Here is a 19,326-nt window from a genome sequence, read left to right on the forward strand (position 1 = left end):
GTGACCTCTAGATGGCCCGTTTGCCTCGCCTCACGCTGGCCGGCCGGCTCCACCATGTGATCCAGCGCGGCAACAACCGCCAGGATGTGTTCATCGAGCCGGCCGACCGCGAGCGCATGCTGGCGTTGCTGGGCGAGCAGGCGCCGCGTTTCGGTGTGGCGCTGCATGCCTACGTGCTGATGGACAACCATTTCCACCTGCTCGTCACGCCCGCCACCGACGATGGCCTGCCCCAGTTCATGCAGGCGGTGGGGCGCAGCTACGTGCGCTGGTTCAATGACCGGCACGGCCGCAGCGGCACGCTCTGGGAAGGGCGCTACCGCGCGACGCTGATCCAGCCGGAACGTTATCTGCTCACTTGCATGGCGTACATGGACCTGAATCCGGTGCGTGCGGGGCAGGTGGCCGATCCGCGTGAATTTCGCTGGTCGAGTCACGCGCACTGTGTCGGCCTGCGACATGATCGGCTGGTATCCCCGCATCCGTTGTACTGGGCGCTCGGCAACACGCCCTTTGCGCGGGAGGCGGCCTACGCCGAACTGGTGCATGCCGGTGTGAGCGCACGCGATCAGCGGCTTTTGACCGAATCCACGCTCCAGGGCTGGGCGGCGGGCGATGCGGATTTCATCGCGCAACTCGAAGCCGTCACGCCGCGACGCGTGGTCAAGGGACGTGCGGGCCGACGGCCCAATCCACCGCCTGGCTGACGACCACCGGTCGCTGAAGGAACGCTGCCATAGGCGTTGTGGGGCATTTTGATCTGTCCCTTAATAATCTTGAGCTCACGTGATCGAGAGTTAATTGGAACCTGACCCCATTTAAAATGCTTGGCATTGTTTGTGCAACGCAATATCCTCCGTTTCCCTGCGAAAAAATGAAGGAGTGCGCCACATGACAACGGATGCCGAAATCCGCCACCTGGAAGAACACGGTCTGTATTCTTCCGCCAACGAGCACGACGCCTGCGGCCTCGGCTTCGTGGCGCACATCAAGGGCGAGAAGCGTCACGACATCGTGACGCAGGCGCTCAAGATTCTCGAGAACATCGACCATCGCGGCGCCGTGGGCGCCGACAAGCTGATGGGCGACGGCGCCGGCATCCTGATCCAGATTCCCGATGCGCTGTACCGCGAAGAGATGGGCAAGCAGGGCGTCGAACTCCCGCCCTACGGCGAATACGGCGTCGGCATGATCTTCCTGCCCAAGGAGCATGCCTCGCGCATGGCCTGCGAGCAGGAGATGGAGCGTGCCATCAAGGCCGAGGGCCAGGTGCTGCTGGGCTGGCGCGACGTGCCGGTCAACCGCGACATGCCGATGTCTCCGGCGGTCAAGAAGACCGAACCCATCCTGCGGCAGGTGTTCATCGGCCGCGGCAGCGACGTGATCGTGCAGGACGCGCTCGAGCGCAAGCTCTACGTGATCCGCAAGACCGCCAGCGCGAACATCCAGAACCTGGAGCTCAAGCACAGCAAGGAATATTACGTTCCGAGCATGTCCAGCCGCACCGTGGTCTACAAGGGCCTCCTGCTGGCCGACCAAGTGGGCGTGTACTACCTCGACCTGTCCGATACCCGCTGCGTGTCGGCCATCGGCCTGGTGCACCAGCGCTTTTCCACCAACACCTTCCCCAAGTGGCCGCTGGCCCACCCGTACCGCTACGTCGCCCACAACGGCGAGATCAACACGGTGCGCGGCAACTACAACTGGATGAAGGCGCGCGAAGGCGTGATGTCGTCGCCGGTGCTCGCAGCCGACCTGAAGAAGCTCTACCCGATCAGCTTCGCAGGGCAGTCCGACACCGCTACCTTCGACAACTGCCTCGAACTCATGACCATGGCCGGCTACCCGATCAGCCAGGCCGTGATGATGATGATCCCCGAGCCGTGGGAGCAGCACGACACGATGGACGAGCGCCGCCGCGCGTTCTACGAATACCACGCGGCGATGATGGAGCCGTGGGACGGCCCGGCCTCGATCGTCTTCACCGACGGCCGCCAGATCGGCGCCACGCTCGACCGCAATGGCCTGCGCCCGTCGCGCTACTGCGTGACCGACGATGACCTCGTCATCATGGCGTCCGAATCCGGCGTGCTGCCGGTGCCCGAAGACAAGATCGTGCGCAAGTGGCGCCTGCAGCCCGGCAAGATGTTCCTGATCGACCTGGAACAGGGCCGCATGATCGACGACGACGAACTCAAGGCCTATGTCGTCAACACCAAGCCCTACAAGCAGTGGATCGAGAACCTGCGCATCAAGCTCGACAGCGTCGAGGCGCCGGCCGCCCCCATTCCCGAGAGCACGGTCTCGCTGCTCGATCGGCAGCAGGCCTTCGGCTATACGCAGGAAGACATCAAGTTCCTGATGTCGCCCATGGCGCAAAACGGCGAAGAGGGCATCGGCTCGATGGGCAACGACAGCCCGCTGGCCGTGCTGTCGAGCAAGAACAAGCCGTTGTACAACTACTTCCGGCAGATGTTCGCCCAGGTGACCAACCCGCCGATCGACCCGATCCGCGAGGCGATCGTGATGTCGCTCAACAGCTTCATCGGCCCCAAGCCGAACCTGCTGGACATCAACCAGGTCAACCCGCCGATGCGGCTCGAGGTGGCCCAGCCGATCCTTGACTTTGCCGACATGGCCAAGCTGCGCAACATCGAGCAGCACACGCAGGGCAAGTTCCGCAGCACCACGCTGGACATCACCTATCCGGCCGACTGGGGCCGCGAGGGCGTCGAGGCCAAGCTGGCATCGCTGTGCGCCGAAGCCGTGGATGCCATCAAGGGCGGCAGCAACATCCTGATCGTGAGCGACCGTGCGGTGAGCGCCACACAGGTGGCGATTCCCGCGCTGCTCGCGTCCAGCGCGATCCACCAGCATCTGGTGCGTGAAGGTCTGCGCACGACCGCTGGCCTGGTGGTCGAGACCGGCAGCGCCCGCGAAGTGCATCACTTCGGCGTGCTCGCGGGCTACGGCGCGGAAGCCGTGCACCCCTACCTCGCCATGGAAACCCTGGCGTCGATGCACAAGGACCTGCCCGGCGACCTGTCGGCCGAAAAGGCCATCTACAACTACGTGAAGGCGATCGGCAAGGGCCTGTCGAAGATCATGTCCAAGATGGGCGTGTCGACCTACATGTCCTACTGCGGGGCGCAATTGTTCGAGGCCATCGGTCTGAACAACGACACGATCGGCAAGTACTTCTCGGGCACCGCCAGCCGCGTCGAAGGCATCGGCGTCTTCGAAATCGCTGAAGAGGCGCTGCGCATGCACGCGGCGGCCTTCGGTGACGACCCGGTGCTGGCCAGCATGCTGGATGCCGGCGGCGAGTACGCCTGGCGCACCCGTGGCGAAGACCACATGTGGACGCCCGACGCCATTGCCAAGCTGCAGCACAGCACGCGCGCCAACAACTGGAGCACGTACAAGGAGTACGCCCAGATCATCAACGACCAGAGCCGGCGCCACATGACGCTGCGCGGCCTGTTCGAATTCAAGATCGATCCGACCAAGGCGATCCCTGTGGAGGAGGTCGAACCGGCCGCCGAGATCGTCAAGCGCTTCGCCACCGGCGCGATGTCGCTCGGCTCGATCTCGACCGAAGCGCATGCCACGCTGGCCGTGGCCATGAACCGCATCGGCGGCAAGAGCAACACCGGCGAGGGCGGCGAGGATCCAGCGCGCTACCGCAACGAGCTCAAGGGCATCCCGATCCAGCAGGGCGACACGCTCAAGAGCGTGATCGGCGAGGCGAACGTCGAGGTCGACCTGTCGCTCAACCCCGGCGACTCGCTGCGCTCGAAGATCAAGCAGGTCGCATCGGGCCGCTTCGGCGTCACGGCCGAGTACCTGAGCTCGGCCGACCAGATCCAGATCAAGATGGCGCAGGGCGCCAAGCCCGGCGAAGGCGGCCAGCTGCCCGGCGGCAAGGTCACCGAGTACATCGGCAAGCAGCGCTACTCGGTGCCGGGCGTGGGCCTCATCAGCCCGCCGCCGCACCATGACATCTATTCGATCGAAGACCTGGCGCAGCTCATCCATGATCTGAAGAACGTCGCACCGCACGCCAGTATCAGCACCAAGCTGGTCAGCGAGGTGGGTGTCGGCACGGTGGCCACGGGCGTGACCAAATGCAAGAGCGACCACCTGGTGATCGCCGGCCACGACGGCGGCACAGGCGCTTCACCCTGGTCGTCGATCAAGCATGCCGGCGGCCCCTGGGAGATCGGCCTGGCCGAGACTCAGCAGACGCTGGTGCTCAACCGCCTGCGCGGCCGCGTGCGGGTGCAGGCCGATGGTCAGATGAAGACCGGCCGCGACGTCGCCATCGGCGCGCTGCTGGGCGCCGACGAGTTCGGCTTCGCCACCGCGCCGCTGATCGTCGAGGGCTGCATCATGATGCGCAAGTGCCACCTCAACACCTGCCCGGTGGGCGTGGCCACGCAGGACCCGGTGCTGCGCAAGAAGTTCTCGGGCAAGCCCGAGCACGTCGTCAACTACTTCTTCTTCATCGCTGAAGAAGTGCGCCAGATCATGGCCCAACTGGGCATCCGCAACTTCAACGACATGATCGGTCGCGCCGACCTGCTCGACATGAAGAAGGGGCTGTCGCACTGGAAGGCCAGCGGCCTGGACTTCAGCCGTCTGTTCGCGATGCCGAACGTGCCGGACGACGTGGCGCGCTACCACGTCGAGAACCAGGATCATGGCCTGGAGCACAACCTGGACACGCGCCTCATCGAGAAGTCGCGTGCGGCCATCGAGCGCGGCGAGAAGGTGCAGTTCATCGAGGTCGCGCGCAACGTGAACCGCACCGTGGGCGCCAAGCTGTCGGGCGCGCTGACCCGGGTGCATCCGGAAGGCCTGCCGGACGACTCGATCCGCATCCAGCTCGAAGGCACGGGCGGCCAGTCCTTCGGCGCCTTCCTGGCACGCGGCATCACGCTGTACCTGATCGGCGATGCCAACGACTACACCGGCAAGGGCCTGTCGGGTGGCCGCATCGTGGTGCGCCCGAGCCTGGAGTTCCGCGGCGACGCGGTGCGCAACACCATCGTGGGCAACACGGTGATGTACGGCGCGACCACCGGCGAAGCGTACTTCTGCGGCGTGGCGGGCGAGCGCTTTGCGGTGCGCCTGTCGGGCGCGACCGCGGTCGTCGAAGGCACCGGCGACCACGGTTGTGAATACATGACTGGCGGCACGGTCGCCGTACTGGGCAAGACCGGACGCAATTTCGCGGCCGGCATGAGCGGCGGCGTAGCCTTCGTCTACGATGAGGACGGCCAATTCGCGTCGCGCTGCAACCTGTCGATGGTGTCGCTGGAGAAGGTGCTGACCACGGCCGAGCAGACCGCGAGTGTCTCGCCGGCCATCTGGCACGGCGGCACCACCGACGAGGCGCAACTCAAGAAGCTGCTGGAAGACCATCACCGCTGGACCGGCAGCAAGCGTGCCCGCGCACTGCTCGACGACTGGACCACCGCGCGCACCCGTTTCGTGAAGGTGTTCCCGAACGAATACAAGCGTGCGCTCGCCGAGATCCACGAGCGCAAGGCGCGCGCCGCCGCCAGCGGCAACAACGCGCAGATCGGCGTGGCCGCGGGTGGCGCGCGCACGCCGGCCGCCGTCTGAGCCCGCCCCGACCGACAAAAAACAGAGGACAGCACGATGGGAAAAATCACCGGCTTCATGGAGCATGAGCGCATCGAAGAGGGCTACAAGCCCGTTGACGAGCGTCTCAAGCATTACAAGGAATTCGTGGTCGGGCTCACGCCCGAGCAGGCGAAGGTGCAGGGCGCGCGCTGCATGGACTGCGGCACGCCGTTCTGCAACAGCGGTTGCCCGGTCAACAACATCATTCCGGACTTCAACGACCTGGTCTACCGCGACGACTGGCGCAACGCCTTTGCCGTGCTGGACTCGACCAACAACTTCCCGGAATTCACCGGCCGCATCTGCCCTGCGCCCTGCGAAGCGGCGTGTGTGCTCAACGTGAACGACGACGCGATCGGCATCAAGTCGATCGAGCACGCGATCATCGATCGCGCTTGGGACGAAGGCTGGGTCGCGCCGCGCGTGGCCAAGCACAAGACTGGCAAGAAGGTGGCCGTGGTCGGCTCCGGACCGGCCGGCCTGGCGGCGGCCCAGCAACTGGCACGCGTGGGGCATGACGTGACGCTGTTCGAGAAGAACGACCGTGTGGGCGGCCTGCTGCGCTACGGCATTCCCGACTTCAAGATGGAAAAGACGCACATCGACCGCCGCGTTGCGCAGATGAAGGCCGAAGGCGTCACTTTCCGCACCGGTGTCATGGTCGGCGCAGCCAAGGACCCGCTGGGCAAGGGCTCCAAGGTGACCAACTGGGCTAAGGAAACTGTCACGCCTGAACAGCTCGACAAGGAATTCGACGCGGTGCTGCTGACCGGCGGTGCCGAGCAGTCGCGTGACCTGCCGGTGCCCGGACGGGACCTCGACGGCATCCATTTCGCGATGGAATTCCTGCCCCAGCAGAACAAGATCAATGCGGGCGACAAGCTCAAGGGCCAGCTGCGCGCCGACGGCAAGCACGTCATCGTCATCGGCGGCGGCGACACCGGCTCGGATTGCGTGGGCACCAGCAATCGCCACGGCGCGCTCAGCGTGACCCAGTTCGAGCTGATGCCCCAGCCGCCGGCCGAGGAAAACCGGCCTATGACCTGGCCCTACTGGCCGTACAAGCTGCGCACCAGCTCCAGCCACGTGGAAGGGTGCGAGCGTGAATTCGCCATCTCGACCAAGGAATTCATCGGCGAGGGCAAGGATGGAAAGTCCGGCAAGGTCACTGGCCTGAAGACCGTCCGCGTCGAATGGAAAGACGGCAAGATGGTCGAAGTGCCGGGCAGTGAGCAGATCCTCAAGGCCGACCTGGTGCTGCTGGCGATGGGCTTCGTGAGCCCGGTGGCCAACGTGCTCGACGCCTTCGGCATCGAGAAGGACGCGCGCGGCAATGCCAAGGCGTCGACCGAATTCACCGGCGGCTACGCGACCAACGTGCCCAAGCTGTTCGCGGCGGGCGACATCCGCCGCGGCCAGTCGCTTGTGGTGTGGGCCATTCGCGAGGGCCGCCAGGCTGCACGCGCGGTCGATGAGTTCCTGATGGGCTTCAGCGATCTGCCGCGTTGAAGTCTTTACAGAACGCGGAGTAGCGCTGTCCCTTATCATCCGGGGAAACCCGAGCCGGGATGCCTGTCAGGCGCCCGGCTTTTCTTATTGATATGGACACCTCAGCGCTCCCCTTGGTCGAATTTCGAGACGTACGCTTTGGCTACGGCGAACGCGCCATCCTCGGTGGCGTGTCCTTTTCCGTGCCGCGCGGCAAGGTCACTGCGCTGATGGGCGCATCGGGCGGTGGCAAGACCACCGTGCTGCGCCTGATCGGCGGCCAGGTTCGCGCCCAGGCCGGCGAGGTGCTGCTCGACGGGCAGGACGTCGGCAGGATGAGCCCGCAGGCGCTCTACGCCGCGCGCCGGCGCATGGGCATGCTGTTCCAGTTCGGCGCGCTCTTCACCGACATGAGCGTGTTCGACAACGTGGCCTTTCCGCTGCGCGAGCACACGGCGCTGTCCGAGGCGCTGGTGCGCGACATCGTCCTGATGAAGCTGGACGCGGTGGGGCTGCGCGGTGCGCGCGACCTGCTGCCCAGCGAGGTCTCTGGCGGCATGGCCCGCCGCGTGGCACTGGCGCGGGCCATTGCGCTGGATCCCGACCTGGTGATGTACGACGAGCCCTTCGCCGGCCTCGACCCGATCTCGCTGGGCACGGCTGCGCGGCTGATCCGCCAGCTCAACGACACGCTGGGGCTGACCAGCATCGTGGTATCGCACGACCTCGAGGAAACCTTTCGTATCGCCGACCATGTGGTGATCCTGGCCAACGGCGGGATCGCCGCGCAAGGCAAGCCCGAGGACGTGCGCCTGAGCGACGATCCGCTGGTGCATCAGTTCGTCCATGCGCTGCCCGACGGTCCGGTGCATTTCCATTACCCCGGCGTCAGCGTCGAGGAAGATTTTGGCAGCGCACGGGGAGGCCGGCCATGAGTTTCTGGCGTCCTTCGGACATCGGCTTTGCCGTGCGCCGCAAGCTGGCCGACGTGGGCCACGGCGCCCGCCTGTTCTGGCGGCTGCTGGTGCCGGGCGCCCGCGCACTCGGGCGTTTCAGCCTGGTGCGCGACCAGATCCACTTCCTGGGGAATTATTCCCTGGCGATCATCGCGGTGTCGGGCCTGTTCGTCGGCTTCGTGCTGGGTCTGCAGGGTTACTACACGCTGCAGCGTTACGGCTCGGCGGATGCGCTGGGCTTGCTGGTCGCCCTCTCGCTGGTGCGTGAACTCGGCCCGGTGGTGGCAGCGCTGCTGTTTGCCGGCCGTGCAGGCACGTCGCTGACCGCCGAAATCGGCCTGATGAAGGCCGGCGAACAGCTGAGCGCCATGGAAATGATGGCGGTGGATCCGGTGCGCCGCATCCTGGCGCCGCGATTCTGGGCAGGAGTCATCACGATGCCGCTGCTGGCGGCCGTTTTCAGTGCGGTCGGCATCCTGGGCGGTTACGTCGTCGGGGTGCTGATGCTCGGCCTGGACTCGGGGGCGTTCTGGGGGCAGATGCAAAGCGGCGTCGACGTCTGGAAGGACGTGGGCAACGGATTCATCAAGAGTGTGGTGTTCGGCCTGACGGTCACCTTCGTGGCGCTTCTGCAAGGCTATGAGGCGCAGCCGACGCCCGAGGGCGTGTCGCGCGCGACCACCCGGACCGTGGTCGTGGCGTCGCTGGCGGTGCTGGGACTCGATTTCCTGCTTACCGCCATGATGTTCAGCATCTAGGAAAGAAATTCATGCAACGTTCCAACAAAGATATCTGGGTCGGCCTGTTCGTGCTGATCGGCGCCGCTGCGCTGCTGTTCCTGGCGCTCCAGTCGGCGAACCTGCTGAGCCTGAACTTCCAGAAGACCTACACGGTCAGCGCACGCTTCGACAACATCGGCGGCCTGAAGCCGCAGACGGCCGTCAAGAGTTCGGGCGTGGTGGTCGGGCGTGTCGAATCGATCGTTTTCGATGACAAGCGCTTTCAGGCCACGGTGACACTGGCCCTGCAAAATCGCTACAGTTTCCCGAAGGACAGCTCGATCAAGATCCTCACGAGCGGCTTGCTGGGTGAACAATATGTGGGAATCGAGGCTGGCGCCGATGAGAAGAATCTGGTGCAGGGTGACGTGATCACGGCCACGCAGTCGGCCGTGGTGCTGGAAAACCTGATCAGCCAGTTCCTGTACAGCAAGGCTGCCGATGGCAGCAACCCGTCAGGTTCAGCGCAGGACAATAAGAAATGAATTTCAATTCCCCCAAGATACCCATGCCCAAGATCATCGCGGCGGTACGCTGGATAGGCGCGCTGGGCGTGCTGGCGTTGGTTGCCGGCTGTGCCACCGGACCCAACCGCAACCCGGCGGACCCTTTCGAGCCGCTGAACCGCAGTGTCTATAAGTTCAACGACGCCGTCGACACCGCCGTGCTCGTGCCCGTGGCCACGGTCTATACCAAGGTGCTGCCTTCGCCGGTACGTACCGGCGTGCACAACTTCTTTAGCAACCTGACGGAAGTCTGGAGCTTCGCCAACAGTCTGATGCAATTGCGCATTCAGGACAGTGCCGAGACCTTCATGCGCTTCAACGTGAACACCTTGATGGGCCTGGGCGGCATCATTGACGTGGCGAGCGATCTTGGCATTGACCGCCACAAGGAGGACTTCGGTCAGACGCTGGGTCGCTGGGGCGTGCCAAGCGGACCGTATGTGATGCTGCCGCTGCTGGGCCCTTCGACCCTTCGTGACACGGCGGCCATGCCGGTGGACGTGCGCACTGGCTTGGAGGCGTGGTTCCAGGACGTGCGTGTGCGCAACTCCTTATACGTCTTGAACCTCGTGGATGCTCGCTCGCGGTACCTGCGCGCGACGTCGCTCATCGGCGATGCCGCCCTTGACGAGTACTCGTTCACGCGCGATGCCTATCTGCAGCGCCGGCAGAGCGAGGTGTACAACGGCAATCCGCCCGACGACGACGCAGGGAAGTAGCGCACAACTGCTGCTTGCATCCCGTTGCATTTTCGCCACGCGGTGCGAGGGAACCGGCTGGATGTGTCGGCATCCAAACCAGACGGGGGACGTGTGAACCCCTGCTTCAGACATAGAGGTATCGATCATGAAGACCCAGACTTTGCAACGCCGCACGCTCGGCCGTTTCGCTCTTGCCAGTGCCCTGTTTTTCGGCGCCGCGACGATGTTTGTCGCCCCGGCTGCACGCGCAGCCGATGAAACACCGGACGCCCTGGTCAAACGCCTGTCGACCGACGTTCTTGCCACCATCAAGGCCGACAAGTCGATCAAGGCCGGCGACATCGGCAAGATCATGTTGCTGGTCGACAGCAAGATCATGCCAAATGTCAACTTCCAGCGCATGACCGCTTCGGCGGTGGGCCCGGCTTGGCGTCAGGCGACGCCTGAGCAGCAGAAGCGCCTGCAGGAAGAGTTCAAGACCCTGCTGGTGCGCACCTATGCGGGTGCGCTCGACCAGGTCAGTGACCAGACGGTCACCGTGCGTCCGTTCCGCGGTTCGCCCGATGACAAGGACGTGCTCGTGCGCACCGAGATCCGCGGCAGCGGCGACCCGGTTCAGCTCGACTATCGTCTGGAAAAGACGCCAGGCGAGGGCGGCGGCTGGAAGGTCTACAACCTGAACGTGCTGGGTGTCTGGCTGGTCGATACCTACCGCACCCAGTTTGCGCAGCAGATCAACAGCCAGGGCATCGATGGCCTGATCGAGGCATTGGCCACCCGCAACAAGAGCAACGCAAAGGGCTGATGATGCTGGTCCTGCCCGCCAAGCTGACCCACGACGACGCGCCTGCCTGTATGCGCATGTTGCAGCAGGGCCTGGCGGGGCAAAACGGCTCTGCGGCCGTGGTCGACGCAAGTGCGCTTACCCGCTTCGATTCCTCGGCCATTGCGGTGCTTCTCGAATGCCGGCGCGAAGCAGGTATGCTGGGCCGAGGATTCGCCGTCAAAGGCCTTTCGCCGAGGTTGCGCGAACTCGCCACGCTGTACGGTGTGGCGGGGCTTTTGCCGGCCGCTCCCTAGTTCCATCACGGCCCCGTAAAATCGTGGGTTCTCATGCCCGCGATCTCGTTCCAATCGGTCTGCAAGACCTTTCCCCCTTCCCGCCAGCAGCGCGCCCTAGGCCAACCGGGCCTGCGCGCGGTCGACGACGTCACCTTCCGCATCGAAGAGGGTGAATTCTTCGGCTTGCTCGGCCCCAACGGTGCGGGCAAGACCACCCTGATCAGCATGCTGGCCGGGCTGTCGCGCCCGACGGCAGGCTCCGTCAGCGTGCACGGCTTCGACGTGCAGCGTGACTATGCCCAAGCGCGCCGCCACCTGGGCGTCGTGCCCCAGGAACTGGTGTTCGATCCTTTTTTCAATGTGCGCGAAGCGTTGCGCATCCAGTCGGGCTATTTCGGCATCAAGAACAACGACAGCTGGATCGACGAGTTGCTGCACAGCCTGGGCCTGGCCGACAAGGCCACGGCGAACATGCGCCAGCTGTCTGGTGGCATGAAGCGCCGCGTGCTGGTTGCGCAGGCGCTGGTGCACAAACCGCAGGTGATCGTGCTCGACGAACCCACCGCAGGCGTCGACGTCGAACTGCGTCAGACGCTGTGGCAGTTCGTCGCCAAGCTCAACAAGCAGGGCAGTACCGTGCTGCTGACGACCCATTACCTGGAAGAAGCCGAAGCCCTGTGCAACCGCATCGCCATGCTCAAACAGGGCCGGGTGATTGCGCTGGACCGCACCAGCGAGTTGCTGAAATCGGCGGCGAGCAATGTGCTGCGCTTCAAGACCGACATGAACCTGCCCTGGGCGCTGGCCCAGCATGCGCGCATCACCGGGCGCATCGTGCAGCTGCCGGCCAAGAATGCGCATGAAGTCGAACAACTGCTGGTCTCGCTGCGCGAGGCGGGCGTGACCGTGGAAGACGTTGAAATGCGCAAGGCCGACCTCGAAGACGTTTTCCTCGACCTGATGGCGGGCGAGCAGACGCCGCTGGAGGTGGCACGATGATGCTGTCCCCCACCGGCTGGCGTGCGCTGCTTTACAAGGAAACGCTGCGCTTCTGGAAGGTCGGCTTCCAGACTGTCGGCGCCCCGGTCCTCACCGCCGTGCTTTATCTGATGGTCTTCGGTCATGTGCTTGAAGACCATGTGAAGGTGTATGGCACCGTCAAGTACACGGCCTTCCTGGTGCCCGGGCTGGTGATGATGAGCATCCTGCAGAACGCCTTCGCCAACAGTTCGTCGTCCATCATCCAGAGCAAGATCATGGGCAGCCTGGTGTTCGTGCTGCTCACGCCACTGTCCCACTGGGGCTGGTTTTTTGCCTACGTCGGCTCGTCGCTGATCCGCGGCCTGGCCGTCGGCCTGGGCGTGTTCGTGGTCACGATGTACTTCGCCATGCCCGACTTCGCCGCGCCGGTCTGGATCGTCGTGTTCGCGATATTGGGGGCTGCAATGCTCGGTACGCTGGGCCTGATCGCCGGGCTCTGGGCCGAAAAGTTCGATCAGATGGCGGTGTTCCAGAACTTCCTGATCATGCCCATGACTTTTTTGTCAGGCGTGTTCTATTCGATCGGGTCGCTCCCGCCTTTCTGGCAGACCGTCAGCCACCTGAACCCGTTTTTCTACATGATCGATGGCTTTCGCTATGGCTTCTTCGGCGTGAGCGACGCGTCGCCCTGGCTGAGCTTGGGCATCGTTGGCAGCGCCTGGCTCGTGGTGAGTGCCATCGCCGTCCATCTGCTGCGCATCGGCTACAAGATCCGCGGATGACCGCCCCTTATTTATGACCGCCGAAGAACTCCAAGCCATCATCGCCGCCGGACTGCCCTGCGAGCACATCGCCCTCGAAGGCGATGGCCGTCACTGGTACGCGACCATCGTTTCCTCGCAATTCGACGGCCTGCGCGCCATCCAGCGACACCAGCGCGTCTACAAGACCCTGGGTGAGAAAATGCATACCGACGAGGTGCACGCGCTCTCGATGAAGACCTACACACCGGCCGAATGGGCCGCAGCACCGCGCTGATCCGCGCCCGACCTTCCTGCTGGACTTTTCATGGACAAACTTCTGATTCGCGGCGGGCGCAAGCTCGGCGGCGACGTACTCATTTCCGGCGCCAAGAACGCCGCGCTGCCCGAGCTGTGCGCCGCGCTGTTGACCGACCAGCCTGTCACGCTGCACAACGTGCCGCGCCTGCAGGACGTGTCGACCATGCTCAAGCTCATCCGCAACATGGGGGTGCGCGCCGAGCGCGACGAGCAGGGCACCGTGCGCATCGATGCGGGTGACCTGCACAACCCCGAAGCACCCTACGAGCTGGTCAAGACCATGCGCGCCTCGGTGCTGGCGCTCGGTCCGTTGATCGCGCGTTTCGGCCAGGCCAAGGTGTCGTTGCCGGGCGGCTGTGCCATCGGCTCGCGGCCGGTCGACCAGCACATCAAGGGCCTGCAGGCGATGGGCGCGGAGATCGTGGTCGAGCACGGTTACATGATTGCCCGGCTGCCGGCCGGCCGCACCCGCCTGAAGGGCGCGCGCATCCTGACCGACATGGTCACGGTCACGGGCACCGAGAATTTCCTCATGGCTGCAGCGCTGGCCGAAGGCGAGACGCTGCTCGAAAACGCGGCGCAGGAGCCCGAGATCGTGGACCTGGCCGAAATGCTGATCCGCATGGGCGCGAAGATCGAAGGCCACGGCACGGGCCAGATCCGCGTGCAGGGCGTCGAGCGGCTGCATGGCGGCGAGCACGCGGTGGTGGCCGACCGCATCGAGGCCGGCACTTTCCTGTGCGCGGTCGCGGCCGCGGGCGGCGATGTGACGCTGCGCCACGCGCGCCTGGACCATCTCGATGCGGTGGTCGACAAGCTGCGCGATGCGGGTTGCGAGATCGCGGCGGTCGAAGGCGGTGTCCGTATCGTCTCGCGCGACGCGACGCAGCTCAAGGCGCAAGCCTTCCGCACCACCGAGTACCCGGGTTTCCCGACCGATATGCAGGCGCAGTTCATGGCGCTCAATTGCGTGGCGCAGGGCTCGGCGGCGGTCACCGAGACCATCTTCGAGAACCGCTTCATGCACGTCAACGAACTGGTGCGCCTCGGTGCGGGCATCCACGTCGACGGCAAGGTCGCTGTGGTGGAGGGGGGGGCAAAACTGTCCGGCGCCACGGTCATGGCCACCGACCTGCGTGCCTCGGCGAGCCTGGTGATCGCTGGCCTGGTGGCCGACGGCGAGACGCTGGTCGACCGCATCTACCACCTCGACCGCGGCTATGACCGCATGGAAGCCAAGCTGCGCGGGCTGGGCGCCGACATCGAACGCATTTCGGGAACACCATCATGATCACGCTGGCGCTGTCCAAGGGGCGCATCTTCGAGGAAACGATGCCGCTGCTTGCCGCGGCAGGCATCGAAGTGACAGAAGACCCGGAAAAGTCCCGCAAGCTGATCCTCGAAACCACGCACCCCGACGTGCGCGTGGTGCTGGTGCGCGCCTCCGACGTGCCAACCTACGTCGAGTACGGCGGCGCCGACCTGGGCGTGACCGGTCTGGACGTGCTGCTCGAACACGGCAGCCAGGGCATGTACCAGCCGTTGGACCTCAAGATTGCCGCCTGCCGCCTGAGCGTGGCCGTGCGCGCCGACTACGACTATGCCTCGGCCGTGCGCCAGGGCTCGCGGCTGAAGGTCGCCACCAAGTACGTCGGCCTGTCGCGCGAGTTCTTCGCAAGCAAAGGCGTGCACGTCGACCTGATCAAGCTCTACGGCAGCATGGAACTCGCGCCGCTGACGGGCCTGGCCGACGCCATCGTCGACCTGGTGTCCACCGGCAACACGCTCAAGGCCAATCACCTGGTCGAAGTCGAGCGCATCATGGACATCAGCGCGCGCCTGGTGGTGAACCAGGCCGCGCTCAAGCTCAAGCGCGAACCGATCCGCCGCATCATCGATGCCTTCCAGTCGGCCCTTCCGTCGGCCTGATCCGTTGTTGCGTGACACCATGACTTCATCGACCCTGAAAGCCTCACCCCTTCGCCTGTCCACGGCGTCTGCCAGCTTCGAAGCCGACTTCAAGGCGCGCCTGCACTGGTCGGCCGATGCCGATGCCGCCATCGAACAGCGCGTGGCCGACATCCTGACCGACGTGCAACAGCGCGGCGATGCGGCGGTGCTGGACTACACCCGCCGGTTCGACGGGCTGCAAGCCGCCTCCATGACTGCGCTCGAGCTGTCGCAGGCCGACTTCAAGGAAGCCTTCGACTCGCTGCCCGCCGTGCAGCGCGAAGCCCTGCAGAATGCGGCTGCACGCATCCGCAGCTACCACGAGGCCCAGAAGAAGGCCAGTGGCGAGAGCTGGAGCTACCGCGATGCCGATGGCACGCTGCTGGGCCAGAAAGTCACGCCGCTCGATCGCGTGGGCATCTACGTGCCGGGCGGCAAGGCCGCCTACCCGTCGAGCCTGCTGATGAACGCCATTCCGGCGCACGTGGCCGGCGTGGGCGAGATCATCATGGTCGTGCCGACCCCGGCGAAGGGCAGCGTAGCGACCGGCGGTGCGGGCGGCGACGCCTCAGCCCAGGGCGAGCGCAACGTGCTGGTGCTGGCCGCCGCTTATGTGGCCGGCGTCACGCGTGCCTTCACCATCGGCGGCGCGCAGGCCGTGGCGGCGTTGGCCTACGGCACGGCCACCGTGCCAGCGGTCGACAAGATCACCGGCCCGGGCAACGCCTACGTGGCGGCGGCCAAGCGGCGTGTGTTCGGCACCGTCGGCATCGACATGATCGCCGGCCCGAGCGAGATCCTTGTGCTGGCCGACGGCAGCACGCGTCCCGACTGGATCGCGATGGACCTGTTCAGCCAGGCCGAACACGACGAGTTGGCGCAGAGCATCCTGCTGTGCCCGGACGCCGACTACATCGAGCGCGTGCAGCAGGAGATCGACCGGCTGCTGCCGACCATGCCGCGTGCCGAGATCATCGCTGCGTCGCTCAATGGCCGCGGTGCGCTGATCCACACGCGCAGCATGGAAGAGGCCTGCGCCATCAGCAACCGCATTGCACCCGAGCATCTGGAGGTCAGCAGCAGCGAGCCGCACCGCTGGGAGCCGCTACTCAAGCATGCCGGTGCCATCTTCCTTGGCGCCTACACCAGCGAAAGCCTGGGCGACTACTGCGCCGGGCCGAACCACGTGCTTCCCACCAGCAGCACGGCGCGCTTTTCCAGCCCGCTGGGGGTGTATGACTTCCAGAAGCGCTCCAGCCTGATCGAGGTCAGCCACGCCGGTGCGCAGGTGCTCGGTCCGATCGCCGTGACCCTGGCCGAGGGCGAAGGCTTGCAGGCGCATGCCGAGGCTGCGCGGATGCGCCTGGGCGGCGTCTGAAATCTGAAGCGCCAATCACCCGTTTCAGGGAGGGCATGCCCCATGACTCGACATCTCCTTTTCCCGGCGCTGGTGCTCGCGCTTGCAGCCAGCACGGGGGCGCAGGCCATGAGCATCCGCGAGTTCCATACCCTCGAGGTCAAGGAGAAGAAAGAAGGCAAGGCCTACGCGAATTACTACCTCGTCGGCGTGCTCGAAGGCTTGCGCGAAGCCAGCGATGCGGCGCGGCGCACGGGCCAGAAGCCACTCTTCTGTGTCGATGGCCGACGGCTCGAACCTGCGATGGCGCGTTCGCTTTACGAGGGCGAGCGCAAGCGCAACGCCGAGCTTTACGAGGCCGACATGCCCGTGCAACTGGTGTTGTCGAACGCCTTGCAGAACAGCTTTCGGTGCGCGTCCTGACCTCAGCGCAACGACCACCCGGATTTTTTGCCCCCCGTGACTTCTCCTATGCCTGACTCTCTCCCCGCGCTCCGGCGCATCCGCGCCGATGTCCAGTCCATGCACGCCTATGCGGTACAGGACGCGACCGGCCTCCTCAAGCTCGACGCCATGGAGAATCCGCACGGCCTGGCGCCCGTGCTGCAGGCCGAACTCGGCCAACGTCTGGGTGCGCTGGCGCTCAATCGTTATCCGGGCGCGCGTGGCGACGACCTGAAGCGCGCGCTGGCGGCTTACGCACAGATGCCGGCGGGCTTCTCGCTGATGCTCGGCAACGGCTCCGACGAGCTGATTTCGCTGGTCACGATGGCCTGCGACCTGCCTGGCGCGAGCATCCTGGCGCCGGTGCCGGGTTTCGTGATGTACGCCATCAGCGCACAGCTGCAGGGCTTGAAGTTCGTCGGCGTGCCGCTGACGGCCGACTTCGAACTCGATGGCCCGGCGATGCTGGCGGCCATCGCTGCCGAGAAGCCGGCCATCGTCTATCTCGCGTACCCGAACAATCCGACCGCCAACCTCTGGGACGACGCGACGATCGAGCAGATCGTCGAGGCCCAGGGTGCCCAGGGCGGCCTGGTGATCATCGACGAGGCGTACCAACCGTTCGCCGCCCGCAGCTACATCGACCGCGTGGCGCGTCACGGCCACGTGCTGCTGATGCGAACGTTGAGCAAGTTCGGCCTGGCGGGCGTCCGCCTGGGCTACCTGATGGGGCCGCAGGCGCTGATCGGCGAGATCGACAAGGTGCGCCCGCCCTACAACATCAGCGTGCTGAACTGCGAATGCGCGCTGTTCGCGCTGGAGCACGCCGACGTGTTTGCCGACCAGGCGGCCGACCTGCGCACCCAGCGCGAGCACCTGGTCGCCGGCCTGGCGAAACTGCCTGGCCTGCGGCAATGGCCCAGCGAGGCCAATATGGTCCTCGTGCGGGTGCCCGACGCGACAAAAACCTTCGAGGGCATGAAGGCACGCGGCGTTCTGGTCAAGAACGTTTCTAAAATGCATCCGTTGCTGGCGAATTGCCTGCGCCTGACCGTCGGGACCGCCGACGACAACGCGCGGATGCTCGCGGCGCTCGAATCCTCCCTATGAACACCCCCCTCGCACCCGCCACCCCCGCTGCGGCGGGCGACCGCGTGGCCGAGGTTTCGCGCACCACTGCCGAAACCCGGATCACGGTCAGGATCAACCTCGACGGCACAGGCCGCGCCAAGCTCGCCACGGGCATCGGCTTCTTCGACCACATGCTCGACCAGATCGCTCGGCATGGCCTGATCGACCTGGACATCGACTGCCAGGGCGACCTGCACATCGATGGCCACCATACGGTGGAAGACGTCGGTATCACGCTCGGTCAGGCGGTGGCCCAGGCCGTGGGCGACAAGAAGGGCATCCGCCGCTATGGCCATGCCTACGTGCCACTGGACGAAGCGCTCAGCCGCGTGGTGGTCGATTTTTCCGGCCGCCCAGGCCTGGACATGCACGTGCCGTTCACCAGCGGCATGGTCGGCGGCTTCGACACGCAGCTGGCCTACGAGTTCTTCCAGGGCTTCGTGAACCATGCGCTGGTCACCCTGCACATCGACAACCTCAAGGGCGTGAACGCGCACCACCAGTGCGAGACCGTGTTCAAGGCCTTCGGCCGCACGCTGCGCGCGGCGCTCGAGCGCGACCCGCGTTCGGCTGGCGTTATTCCGTCCACCAAAGGATCGCTCTGAGATGAAGAACACTGTGGCCGTCGTCGACTACGGCATGGGCAACCTGCGTTCGGTGTCGCAGGCCGTCCAGCATGCGGCCGATGCGGTCGGCGTGGAGGTGTTCGTCACCTCAGACCCAGAGGTTGTGCGGCGCGCCACGCGCGTCGTGCTGCCGGGGCAGGGCGCGATGCCCGACTGCATGCGCGAGCTGCGCGAGTCGGGACTGCAGGAGTCGGTGCTCGAAGCCGCTGCAACCAAGCCGCTGTTCGGCGTGTGCGTGGGTATGCAGATGATGCTGTCGCACAGCCACGAGGGGCCGACCGACGGGCTTGGCCTGATCCCAGGAGATGTCGTCAAGTTCGACCTGGCCGGGCGCCTGCAGGCCGACGGCAGCCGTTTCAAGGTGCCGCAGATGGGCTGGAACCAGGTTCGCCAGGCCCAGCCCCATCCGGTGTGGGCTGACGTGCCCGACCAGAGCTACTTCTATTTCGTCCACAGTTTCTATGCGAAGCCGGCCGACGCGCGCCACAGCGTGGGGGAGGCCGATTACGGCGCGCCATTCACGGCTGCAATTGCGCGCGATAATATTTTCGCCACGCAATTCCATCCCGAAAAGAGCGCGGACCACGGTCTGCAGCTCTACCGCAATTTTCTCCACTGGAACCCCTGACCCG

The 19,326-nt window shown here is 65.2% G+C and carries 19 protein-coding genes; all 19 read left to right on the forward strand.

Annotation, left to right across the window (positions count from 1 at the left end; translation table 11 throughout):
• The first annotated feature begins 11 nt into the window (after positions 1–11).
• Positions 12–707 (forward strand): transposase, encoded by a 696-nt coding sequence (locus J2W36_RS03830; RefSeq protein ID WP_307688338.1) that lies wholly within the window; start codon positions 12–14, stop codon positions 705–707.
• Positions 708–891: 184 nt separating this feature from the next.
• Complete coding sequence (locus J2W36_RS03835; protein WP_307688339.1) at positions 892–5,631, forward strand: glutamate synthase-related protein; 4,740 nt, start codon at positions 892–894, stop codon at positions 5,629–5,631.
• A gap of 36 nt (positions 5,632–5,667) precedes the next feature.
• Positions 5,668–7,161, forward strand: a complete 1,494-nt coding sequence (locus tag J2W36_RS03840) for a glutamate synthase subunit beta (RefSeq protein WP_307688340.1) — start codon at positions 5,668–5,670, stop codon at positions 7,159–7,161.
• A gap of 59 nt (positions 7,162–7,220) precedes the next feature.
• Complete coding sequence (locus J2W36_RS03845) at positions 7,221–8,075, forward strand: ABC transporter ATP-binding protein (RefSeq protein ID WP_307688341.1); 855 nt, start codon at positions 7,221–7,223, stop codon at positions 8,073–8,075.
• Positions 8,072–8,854, forward strand: a complete 783-nt coding sequence (gene mlaE, locus J2W36_RS03850; RefSeq protein WP_307688342.1) for a lipid asymmetry maintenance ABC transporter permease subunit MlaE — start codon at positions 8,072–8,074, stop codon at positions 8,852–8,854. Before J2W36_RS03845 ends, mlaE begins: the two co-directional genes overlap by 4 nt.
• A gap of 11 nt (positions 8,855–8,865) precedes the next feature.
• The gene (mlaD, locus tag J2W36_RS03855; protein ID WP_307688343.1) at positions 8,866–9,360 is read left to right on the forward strand and encodes an outer membrane lipid asymmetry maintenance protein MlaD; all 495 of its coding nucleotides are present in this window, start codon (positions 8,866–8,868) and stop codon (positions 9,358–9,360) included.
• The gene (locus tag J2W36_RS03860; protein WP_370869249.1) at positions 9,357–10,100 is read left to right on the forward strand and encodes an MlaA family lipoprotein; all 744 of its coding nucleotides are present in this window, start codon (positions 9,357–9,359) and stop codon (positions 10,098–10,100) included. The genes mlaD and J2W36_RS03860 overlap by 4 nt, the downstream gene beginning before the upstream one ends.
• 127 nt (positions 10,101–10,227) lie before the next feature.
• Positions 10,228–10,887: an MlaC/ttg2D family ABC transporter substrate-binding protein gene (locus J2W36_RS03865; RefSeq protein WP_307688344.1), complete on the forward strand. Its 660-nt coding sequence runs from the start codon at positions 10,228–10,230 to the stop codon at positions 10,885–10,887.
• Between the two features lie 2 nt (positions 10,888–10,889).
• Complete coding sequence (locus J2W36_RS03870; protein ID WP_307688436.1) at positions 10,890–11,162, forward strand: STAS domain-containing protein; 273 nt, start codon at positions 10,890–10,892, stop codon at positions 11,160–11,162.
• 33 nt (positions 11,163–11,195) lie between these two features.
• Positions 11,196–12,143 (forward strand): ABC transporter ATP-binding protein, encoded by a 948-nt coding sequence (locus J2W36_RS03875; RefSeq protein ID WP_307688345.1) that lies wholly within the window; start codon positions 11,196–11,198, stop codon positions 12,141–12,143.
• Entirely contained in the window at positions 12,143–12,907 is a 765-nt protein-coding gene (locus J2W36_RS03880) for an ABC transporter permease (RefSeq protein ID WP_307688437.1), read from the forward strand. Before J2W36_RS03875 ends, J2W36_RS03880 begins: the two co-directional genes overlap by 1 nt.
• Before the next feature lie 13 nt (positions 12,908–12,920).
• A complete protein-coding gene (locus tag J2W36_RS03885) occupies positions 12,921–13,163 on the forward strand; it encodes a BolA family protein (RefSeq protein ID WP_307688346.1) in 243 nt (80 codons plus the stop codon).
• A 30-nt stretch (positions 13,164–13,193) separates the two neighbouring features.
• Positions 13,194–14,477 (forward strand): UDP-N-acetylglucosamine 1-carboxyvinyltransferase, encoded by a 1,284-nt coding sequence (gene murA / locus J2W36_RS03890; protein WP_307688347.1) that lies wholly within the window; start codon positions 13,194–13,196, stop codon positions 14,475–14,477.
• Positions 14,474–15,115, forward strand: a complete 642-nt coding sequence (hisG, locus tag J2W36_RS03895; RefSeq protein ID WP_307688348.1) for an ATP phosphoribosyltransferase — start codon at positions 14,474–14,476, stop codon at positions 15,113–15,115. Before murA ends, hisG begins: the two co-directional genes overlap by 4 nt.
• Before the next feature lie 19 nt (positions 15,116–15,134).
• Complete coding sequence (gene hisD, locus J2W36_RS03900; protein ID WP_307688349.1) at positions 15,135–16,514, forward strand: histidinol dehydrogenase; 1,380 nt, start codon at positions 15,135–15,137, stop codon at positions 16,512–16,514.
• A 42-nt stretch (positions 16,515–16,556) separates the two neighbouring features.
• The gene (locus J2W36_RS03905) at positions 16,557–16,916 is read left to right on the forward strand and encodes a hypothetical protein (protein WP_307688350.1); all 360 of its coding nucleotides are present in this window, start codon (positions 16,557–16,559) and stop codon (positions 16,914–16,916) included.
• Positions 16,917–16,964: 48 nt separating this feature from the next.
• Positions 16,965–18,047, forward strand: a complete 1,083-nt coding sequence (gene hisC, locus J2W36_RS03910; RefSeq protein WP_307688351.1) for a histidinol-phosphate transaminase — start codon at positions 16,965–16,967, stop codon at positions 18,045–18,047.
• Complete coding sequence (hisB, locus tag J2W36_RS03915; RefSeq protein WP_307688352.1) at positions 18,044–18,673, forward strand: imidazoleglycerol-phosphate dehydratase HisB; 630 nt, start codon at positions 18,044–18,046, stop codon at positions 18,671–18,673. Before hisC ends, hisB begins: the two co-directional genes overlap by 4 nt.
• Position 18,674: 1 nt before the next feature.
• Positions 18,675–19,322 carry an imidazole glycerol phosphate synthase subunit HisH gene (gene hisH / locus J2W36_RS03920; protein WP_307688353.1) on the forward strand — a complete coding sequence of 216 codons (648 nt, stop codon included), beginning with the start codon at positions 18,675–18,677 and terminating at the stop codon, positions 19,320–19,322.
• Positions 19,323–19,326 lie beyond the last annotated feature (4 nt).

It is taken from the genome of Variovorax ginsengisoli, from assembly GCF_030811835.1.
GTDB classification, from domain to species: Bacteria; Pseudomonadota; Gammaproteobacteria; order Burkholderiales; family Burkholderiaceae_C; genus Variovorax; species Variovorax ginsengisoli_C.